Origin of the sequence: Nocardia sp. NPDC050713 (assembly GCF_040654315.1) — a bacterium.
GTDB lineage: Bacteria > Actinomycetota > Actinomycetes > Mycobacteriales > Mycobacteriaceae > Nocardia.
In genome coordinates this window covers 277,786-286,284 of sequence record NZ_JBFAHS010000009.1, presented here as the reverse complement: position 1 = coordinate 286,284, position 8,499 = coordinate 277,786, and the positions used below count along the sequence as shown (strand labels likewise).

The 8,499-nt window shown below is 68.1% G+C and carries 9 protein-coding genes and 1 riboswitch; of the genes, 5 read left to right on the top strand and 4 right to left on the bottom strand.

The window, feature by feature from the left end:
• Positions 1-483 precede the first annotated feature (483 nt).
• The 3 genes from AB0H49_RS19265 (at position 484) to AB0H49_RS19255 (ending at position 2,727) form a co-directional block, all read left to right on the top strand.
• On the top strand, positions 484-933 hold the full coding sequence (locus tag AB0H49_RS19265; protein ID WP_354998635.1) for a hypothetical protein: 450 nt from the start codon (positions 484-486) through the stop codon (positions 931-933).
• 35 nt (positions 934-968) lie between these two features.
• Positions 969-1,084: riboswitch (SAM riboswitch) on the top strand.
• Positions 1,085-1,099: 15 nt separating this feature from the next.
• Positions 1,100-1,516, top strand: a complete 417-nt coding sequence (locus AB0H49_RS19260) for a rhodanese-like domain-containing protein (protein ID WP_354998634.1) — start codon at positions 1,100-1,102, stop codon at positions 1,514-1,516.
• Positions 1,513-2,727: an O-succinylhomoserine sulfhydrylase gene (locus AB0H49_RS19255; RefSeq protein WP_354998633.1), complete on the top strand. Its 1,215-nt coding sequence runs from the start codon at positions 1,513-1,515 to the stop codon at positions 2,725-2,727. Before AB0H49_RS19260 ends, AB0H49_RS19255 begins: the two co-directional genes overlap by 4 nt.
• Positions 2,728-2,778: 51 nt before the next feature.
• On the opposite strand, the gene AB0H49_RS19250 is transcribed toward AB0H49_RS19255, so the two are convergent.
• From AB0H49_RS19250 to AB0H49_RS19240, 3 genes are all read right to left on the bottom strand, one after another.
• Positions 2,779-3,303 (bottom strand): hypothetical protein, encoded by a 525-nt coding sequence (locus tag AB0H49_RS19250; RefSeq protein ID WP_357253133.1) that lies wholly within the window; start codon positions 3,301-3,303, stop codon positions 2,779-2,781.
• Positions 3,304-3,542: 239 nt separating this feature from the next.
• A complete protein-coding gene (locus AB0H49_RS19245) occupies positions 3,543-4,490 on the bottom strand; it encodes a hypothetical protein (RefSeq protein WP_357253130.1) in 948 nt (315 codons plus the stop codon).
• Positions 4,491-4,643: 153 nt separating this feature from the next.
• The gene (locus AB0H49_RS19240) at positions 4,644-5,126 is read right to left on the bottom strand and encodes a DUF456 domain-containing protein (RefSeq protein WP_354998630.1); all 483 of its coding nucleotides are present in this window, start codon (positions 5,124-5,126) and stop codon (positions 4,644-4,646) included.
• A 246-nt stretch (positions 5,127-5,372) separates the two neighbouring features.
• Here AB0H49_RS19240 and AB0H49_RS19235 point away from each other — a divergent pair, with 246 nt between their 5' ends.
• A complete protein-coding gene (locus AB0H49_RS19235) occupies positions 5,373-6,473 on the top strand; it encodes a CaiB/BaiF CoA-transferase family protein (protein ID WP_354998629.1) in 1,101 nt (366 codons plus the stop codon).
• A 74-nt stretch (positions 6,474-6,547) separates the two neighbouring features.
• Here AB0H49_RS19235 and AB0H49_RS19230 read toward each other — a convergent pair whose 3' ends face one another.
• Positions 6,548-8,044: a PLP-dependent aminotransferase family protein gene (locus tag AB0H49_RS19230; RefSeq protein ID WP_354998628.1), complete on the bottom strand. Its 1,497-nt coding sequence runs from the start codon at positions 8,042-8,044 to the stop codon at positions 6,548-6,550.
• Between the two features lie 62 nt (positions 8,045-8,106).
• Between AB0H49_RS19230 and AB0H49_RS19225 the strand changes: the two genes are divergently transcribed.
• Entirely contained in the window at positions 8,107-8,466 is a 360-nt protein-coding gene (locus AB0H49_RS19225; RefSeq protein WP_357253126.1) for a hypothetical protein, read from the top strand.
• The last annotated feature ends 33 nt before the right edge of the window (positions 8,467-8,499 follow it).

Below are 8,499 nucleotides of genomic sequence, written 5' to 3'. Positions count from 1 at the left end.
AGGTCGATGCTCACCTCGGCATCGGACTTCATCAACGCGTCGGCGGCGTAGATCCCGGCCGGTCCTGCGCCCACGATCGCGATGCGGAGCGGGCGGGTCGCTGCACTCTGTTCGGTCATCTCTTACGCGCACCCTTATGGTCGAAACGTTCAATGGCGTCCGTCTTAGCTTAGGCTAAGTTGACGAACCGCTTGTCGGCACCCGGCGCCACGAACTCTGGTGATGCTGGCTCGTGGCTCCACGGTCCCCAGATCGCTACGACGGTGAACTGCCATTTGGCTATGGCAGCAGGTCTCAATCTCGCGATTCTATCCGTGCTACCGGTTGCCGGCCCCGCCGGTGCGATGAACTGGATGTATGCCCGCCTTCGCGGGCTCGGCGCCGCACGGACCCGCTTCCCACCATAGCGGGGCGGAACGGGCCGGTGCTTCGCGCGCGGGGGCCGGACGTCGGATACCCCCGCCGACCAGGGATGATCGATCCATGACCGAGCAGAAGTCCCCCGACGAAGGCGAACCGATCGAGGTCGATCAGACCGACAAGCGCTCCATCGCGCCGTTCCTTGCCGCGGCCGTACTGGCCGTCATCGTGCTGGTGGCCATCGGGCTCGGCGGCGTGCTCTCGCCCGCTGAGAAAAATGTCACAGAAGCCGAGAAGATCGCGGGCGCCGTCGGCAACTTCGTCGAGGGCGCGAACAACACCGACATGGTGCCGCCACCTGGTACCGGCTGCCCCGATTTCGACCCCGCCAAGTCGCCGTTGGCCGGGCAGGAAGGCACCGGTAAGACAATCGAACTCATAGCCGTCACCGATCAGACCCTCAACGGCGACCGGGCCAAGGCCACCGTGACCACCAAGGTCGACGGCACGGAGTACACGGCGACCTGGAACCTCACCCGCACGGACGACAAATGGCTCGTCTGCAATGTTTGACACGGTGACCTCGGTGCAGGCAATCTCAGTCCCTAGGTCATGAGAACCAGCGCCAAGCCCCGGCTCAGCTGGTCGGCAACCCTCCTCCGCGGTGGGGTGCTCCGGGTGACGACCTGGCCGCGCACCGAACCAGGTGCGGCAAGTGCGGATTCACAGGAGGTTCGAGATGAGTTACGCCGGTGACATCACCCCGCAGCAGGCGTGGGAGGTGTTGCGCGACAACCCCGCCGCTGTCCTGGTGGACGTGCGCACCGAAGCGGAATGGCGCTTCGTCGGAGTGCCCGACACCAGTTCGATCGAGCGGCCCACCGTGCTGATCGAGTGGGTGGACGGCACCGGCGCGCCCAACCCGGAGTTCACCGACCAGCTGAGCAAGGCCCTCGAGGGTCGCGACCCGGAGGCGCCCGTCGTCTTCCTGTGTCGCTCCGGCCAGCGCTCCGCGCACGCGGCGACCGTGGCGACCCGGCTGGGCATCGGCCCCTCCTACAACGTGATCGAGGGCTTCGAGGGCTCGCTCGACGCGTCCGGACATCGCGGCGCCACCGGCTGGCGCGCCACCGGCCTGCCGTGGAGGCAGTCGTGATCACCGGCGGCGCGTTCGACAAGCCGCTGCCCGAGGGCGTCGGCCCAGCCACCCTCGGCGTGCGCGGCGGCCTGCGCCGCTCCGGTTTCGAGGAGACCGCCGAGGCGCTGTATCTGACTTCCGGTTTCGTCTACGAGAGCGCGGAGGCGGCCGAGGCGGCGTTCACCGGCGAGGTGGAGCACTTCGTCTACTCCCGCTACGGCAACCCGACGGTCGCCATGTTCGAGGAGCGGATCCGGCTGATCGACGGCGCCGAGGCGGCGTTCGCGACCGCGAGCGGCATGTCGGCGGTGTTCACGGCGCTCGGTGCGCTGCTGAAGGCCGGCGATCGGCTGGTGGCCGCGCGCAGCCTGTTCGGCTCCTGCTTCGTGGTGTGCAACGAGATCCTGCCGCGCTGGGGCGTGGAGACGGTGTTCGTCGACGGTGAAGACCTCGACCAGTGGGAGCAGGCGCTCTCGGTGCCGACCACGGCGGTGTTCTTCGAGACCCCGGCCAACCCGATGCAGACGCTCGTCGACGTGCGCCGGGTGACCGAGCTCGCGCACGCCGCTGGCGCGAAAGTGGTGCTGGACAACGTCTTCGCGACTCCGCTGTTGCAGAAGGGCTTCGAACTCGGCGCCGACGTCATCGTCTACTCCGGCACCAAGCACATCGACGGCCAGGGCCGCGTCCTCGGCGGCGCCATCCTCGGCTCCCAGGAGTACATCGACGGTCCGGTGAAGACGCTCATGCGCCACACCGGCCCCGCGCTGAGCCCGTTCAACGCGTGGACCCTGCTCAAGGGGCTGGAGACGATGCCGCTTCGGGTGCGCCACAGCACCGAGTCGGCGCTGCGGATCGCGCGCTTCCTGGAGACCAACAAGTCGGTCAGCTGGGTGAAATACCCGTTCCTGGAATCGCATCCGCAGTACGACCTGGCCCGCAGCCAAATGTCCGGCGGCGGCACGGTGGTCACCTTCGAGCTGAACGCACCGGCCGACGAAGCCAAGAAGCGCGCCTTCGAGGTGCTGAACAGGCTGCGGATCGTCGACATCTCCAACAACCTCGGCGACTCCAAGACCCTGATCACGCATCCGGCGACCACGACCCACCGCGCCATGGGCCCGGAGGGTCGCGCCACCATCGGCCTCTCCGACGGGGTTGTTCGCATCTCCGTCGGTCTCGAGGACGTGGACGATCTGCTCGCCGACCTCGATCACGCCCTGAGCTGAACCCGGTCCCCCCGCACGGCGACGACAACGCCGTGCGGGGTGCGAGAAGGCTTACGGCACGAACACTTCCGACGTCGCCGGGATCGAGGGCCGGTCGGTTCGCACGGTGAGCTGAACCCGTCCGGGACCGGTGTCCGCGACGACGATGGTCGGGCTGGAACGCTGCCAAGCGGGGACGAAGCGGCTGACGCTGCCCCGCTGGCCGGTGTCCAGGTTGTGCCAGTCGACCACCGCGGTGACGTCGCAGGCGAGCAACTGCGGACCCCACGTCCCGATCGGAGAGAACCCAGGGGTGATGCGCACGCTGACCGCGTGCGCCGCACCGGGAGCCTCGGAGTATTCGTTGAGCGGGCCGTCGAAGGAGGTGCCGCCGACCGAGAAGATGCCGACGCACACACCGTTGCCGAGTGTGAAGACCGGGGCGAGGTTGAAGTTGTTCTGCACGCACGAGCGAGGCCCGACGTTCGACCACCCGAGCTGACAGGGGCCGGGGTCGGCTTGAGCGGGCGCTGCGACGACGGCCAAGCCCGCGCCGAGGAGGGCGATGGCAGCCAGGTAGTGCATCGTGCGCTTCATGCGCGTACTCCGTTCAATCGTTGGACGGTGTTCTACGAGCTCTGTTGCGATACCGACGGTTTCGATCATGCCGGGGTGCATCGGCGACCGACCGACGGCCTCCACCGAGTCAGTCGGGCGAGCGACCAACTCCGTTACCCGACACCTCACCTTCGGGCCCACACCTCGCTGGCACAAACCTTCTGCACGTCTCACATAGCCACCGCCTATGTGAGACGTGCACGGGCTCTGTGGCGGCATCAGATTCGCTCCGCCGGTGTCCAGGTGCCGAGGCGGTGGGCGGGGGTGGTGATCGTTGCGGCGCGGGTGAGGCGGGTCAGCCAAGAGGCAGGGTTGTCGAGGTCGTTCCAGGTCCAGCGGACGACGATCCAGCCGAGGGCGCGTAGCTCGTCCTCGCGGGCCTTCTCGGCGATGACTACTTCCTCGGGCGTGCGCGAGCCGCGCAGGGCCGCACCGTATTTGACGAGGCCGTCGAATTCGCCGATGGCGCCGAGTTCGGGAAACAAGAAGTCGGCGCGGCCGATGAATCGCCCGGTCGGGGATTCGAGGATGGCTTGCGGCTCCGGACTGGGCAGTCCTGCGGCATGCATGGCAACGCGGCTCCGTGACTCGCCCGCGCTCTCCGAGCGCCCGTCCAAGAAGTCGACGACCCGACGCGCGGCGGGTGCTCCCGGACGGCCGGTTGCTCGCGCGAGTTGGTCGGACAAGTCTGCGCGAGTGGTCTTTCCGAGCCGTAGTGCGCTGTCGCCGATGACTACCGCTTGCTCGAATGGAACAGTGCGGGCCAAGTCGACAACGGTTCTGGCCACGCTGGTCACGCGAAGTTCGCCGATCCGCACCACTTCGTCCGGATCGGTGCGCGTCGAATGCACCGTGACCCGAGGGGTGACGCGACCGCCGGTGGAACGATCGCGCGTCAGGTGGACTCGGGCCAACGGGACCTTCCAGTGCGTCAATCCGTGCGCGACCGAAGCCGACACGTGACTCACCACCGCCTCGCGACTCGCGCCCTCCGCGACGGCCCGGGTCAGCACCAAGTGGCGCTCTTCGACGCGCAGCCCCTCGGTCTGCTCGGCACGGATGTACGCACCGCGGTGCACCCGCCGCCACATCGGTCCGTGCAGCTCCCGATCGGTGAACCCTTCGGTCACCGCACGACATCGGGATATCGGGAGGGGCGCGTCCATGGTTCGATCATGGCCCTCGGCACACCCGCCCACCCCCTGATCCAGCCGCCCCTGTGGACAAGTCCCGCCTTGGGGAAAACCGTGCTGCCACACACCCCGCATACGCCTCACACAGGCGGTGGCTGTGTGAGGCGTAGACGGGGTGTGTGGGAGTTAGGCGAGGAAGGCGCCGGTGAGCCAGGTGGCGGTGGCGAGGAGGGCTCCGAGGAGTTCGATCAGCATGGAGAGGCCGACGCCTTTGAGGGCGTGTTTGGTTGCTTGCCAGGCGGGTTGGTTGTGGCCGAGGCGTTGGAGTTCGGAGAGATAGACGCCGAGTACGAAGCCGACGAACAGGCCGACGACCGGGATGACGAAGAAGCCGACGATGCCGAGCACCGCGCCGAGGAACAGGGCGCGGTTGGAGACGCCGGCGTCCTTCATCTTCCGGCCGGGCCAGGTGTACTTGATGATCCCGGAGAGCACCAGGAAGACCGTGCTGATCGCGAAAACGGTCCACGCCGTCGCGCCGCCGGTCATGATCGCCCAGGCCAGAATCGCGCCGAAGACCAGGATCACCCCGGGCAGAATCGGAACGATGATGCCGAGCAGGCCCACCAGGATCAGCAGGCCGATGACGACCTCGCCCCCGACACTCATGCCGCGGTCCCCCGCTCCGGCGTGCGCGCGGTGCTCTGACACATGATTCGCTCGCTCACTGCTGATTCCTCCCGTTTCAGCGCATCGGCGCGCTGCTTGGATTCTCGCCTACCCCGCGCTGCGGTGCACGACGGAGGGTTCCGGTCGGCGGCGTTATTGTCATACTGTCAATACATCCGCGGGCGCTGCCCGGGGGACCGCACCGCCCGGCGGTGCGCAGGGATCAACGACGAACCGAGGTAGGGCGTGACCACACCATCCACCGCCACCAAGCAGGGCCCGCTCGCGGGCATCAAAGTTGTCGAGCTGGCCGGAATCGGCCCGGGTCCGCATGCCGCACTGTTGCTGGCCGACCTCGGCGCCGACGTGGTGCGGGTGCAGCGGCCGAACATGCTGCCCGGGTTCATGGAGCGTCCGCAGTGGCGCGGGCGGACCATCGTCGAGGCGAACCTGAAGGATCCGGCCGACATCGAGAAGGTGCTCGGGCTGATCGAGAAGGCCGACGTGCTGATCGAAGGCTTCCGTCCCGGCGTCACCGAGCGCATGGGTCTCGGCCCCGACGAGGCGTTGGCGCGCAATCCGCGGCTGGTCTACGGCCGGATGACCGGCTGGGGTCAGGACGGCCCGCTGGCCGACCGCGCGGGCCACGACATCAACTACATCTCGCTGACCGGCGTGCTGAACGCGATCGGCCGCAAGGGCGAGCGCCCGGTACCGCCGCTGAACATGGTCGGCGACTTCGGCGGCGGCTCGATGTTCCTCGTGTTCGGCATCCTCGCCGCGCTGGTGGAACGCCAGAACTCGGGCAAGGGCCAGGTGATCGACGCCGCGATGATCGATGGCGCGCTTGCTCTTTCGCACATGATCTGGGGCATGCGCGGTGTCGGCCTGTGGTCCGACGAGCGCGGCACCAACCTGCTCGACACCGGCATGGCCTTCTACGACACCTACGAGACCTCCGACGGCAAGTACATGGCGGTCGGCGCGATCGAGCCGCAGTTCTACGCCGAGCTGCTGAAGGGCCTGGAGATCGATCCCGAAGGCCTGCCGATGCAGATCGACCCGAACGGTCAGGACCAGCTGAAGAAGCTGTTCGCGGAGAAGTTCAAGACCAAGACCCGCGACGAGTGGGCGGCGATCTTCGAGGGCACCGACGCGTGCACCACCCCGGTGCTCACGCTGACCGAGGCCACCGAGAACGCGCACATCGCGGCGCGCAACGGACTCGTCGACATCGACGGCGTGGTGCAGCACGCGCCCGCCCCGCGCTTCTCGCGCACCCCGGCGGCCGTTCCGACACCGCCGCCGACCGAGGCGACGCCGATCGAATCTGTTTGGGCGGATTGATATTTCGTTGGTGAACGCCCCGTGGTCGATCGGCCACGGGGCGTTCGCTTTTCGCGCCGGTTCGCCGCCGAGACTCAGTAGCAGGTGAGCGGGTTCAGCGGATCGGCCGCGCGCGGGGTCAGCCCTTCGTAGGCGGAGGCAACGGCTTTCACCGCCAACCGAAGCTCCGCCTCCTGGTGGGTGAACGGCAGCCGCAGGAACCGCTCGAAAGCGCCCTGGACACCGAAACGCGGTCCGGCGGCGAGCAATACGCCGTGGTTGGGCGCGGTGGCGGCGAGCGCGGTGGAGACCGGAGCCGGCAGCTGCGCCCAGACCGACATCCCGCCGACGCCCGCGCTGACCCGCCAGTCCGGCAGCTCCTCGGCCAGCGCGTCGAGCAAAGCCGCGCGCTGGCTACGCAATTGGTCGCGACGGCGGTCGAGGATGGCGTCGGCGTTCTCGAGCAGGTGCACCGTGGCGAGCTGGTCCATCACCGGGGTGCCGAGGTCGACGGTGGAGCGGATACCGAGCAGCTTGGTGATCAGCGTCTGGTTGGTGCGAATCCAGCCGACGCGCAGACCACCCCAGAACGACTTGGATGCCGAACCGATGGTGACGATCTCGGAATTCTTGGCGAACGCGGCGACCGGGGGCGGCAGGGTGTCCACATCCAGGCCGAGGTCGACCATCGACTCGTCGACGACGACCGTCATACGGGTCTCGCGGGCGATGGCGGCCAGTTCCGCGCGTCCCTCGGCGTCGAGCAGCATGCCGGTCGGGTTGTTGAAGTCCGGCACCAGGTAGGCCAAGGTGGCGGCGGTTTGCCTTGCGGCGCTGCGGATTCCGTCGAGATCCCAGCCCGAGTGCGGGCTCTCCGGCAGCAGCGGAACCGGGACGGGACGCGCACCGACATCGCGGATGGCCTCGATGGCGTTGGGGTAGGTCGGGTGGTCGATCAGCACCCGCGCGGCTGGCGCCGTGAGCACGTTGAGCAGCAGGCGCAGGCCGTGCTGGGCGCCGAGGGTGATGAGAATTTGGTCCGGCTCGGTGGGCAGCCCACGCTCGGTGTACCGGCGGGCCACCGCCTCGCGTAGCGCGAGCACGCCAACGGGGTCCATGCCGTGGGTCCCGAGGTAGGCCGGAATCCCTTGCAGTGCGGCGGAATACGCGTCCTGCATCTCGCGCGGCGCGGCCATCGCGGCGTAGGTCATGTCGATGGTGGTCAGCTCGGGCTGCGCCATCAGCGCCAGGATGCTGCGCGCCGGTTTGGTGCCGTCGTGCGGCACGGCAGGGGGCAGGGCCACGGTGCTGCGCGAGCCCTGGCGGCTGATCAGGTAGCCGTGTTCGCGCAGCAGCGCGTAGGTGGACGTGATGGTGGTCCGGCTGACGCCGAGGGTGGTGGCGAGATCGCGTTCGCTCGGCAGTGCGACGCCGAGCGGCGCGCGCCCGTCGTGGATGAGCAGCCGGATTCCTTCGGCCAGCGCCAGGTACGCCGGGCGGGCCGCGCGCCGGGCGGGGTCATCGTCACCGGCGCTGCGCCAGTTGCCCAAGTCGCGGGCCAGGCTGGCCGCGCCGATCACTCGTGTCGCCATACAGTCCAGTATTAAGGGATTGGATATTTATTGGCAAGGCCAGTTGGCGGAACGTGTCCAGTATGACCGCTCTGCTCACCTTCCTCGTCGTCTCCGCGTTCTGCTACACGATCTACCACTACTCGCCGAAACGAACCAAGAACCTGTTCGCGCTCGAGCGGTTCCGTCCGCTCGAATCGATCACCAACTCCGGTGTCGCGCACTACGAAGAGCTGCGGCAATACTCGGATCTGGCGGCCATCCACAGCCGTGCCGACGAGCCTCGGCCGAACGATTCACCGGCCCTGGCCGCCGTCGACGGCCGTGCAGGAAGGCCGAAGCCGGAGGTTTCGCCGACAGCGGCGCCGCAGGTTTCCGGCGTCCGGCGAGCCTCTGACCTTTGCCGAAGCGGCTTTCAGGCCAGTTCTCGGAAACTGGCCTGATCGACGGCTGCCCGCGGATGTGTCGGTGCCGGG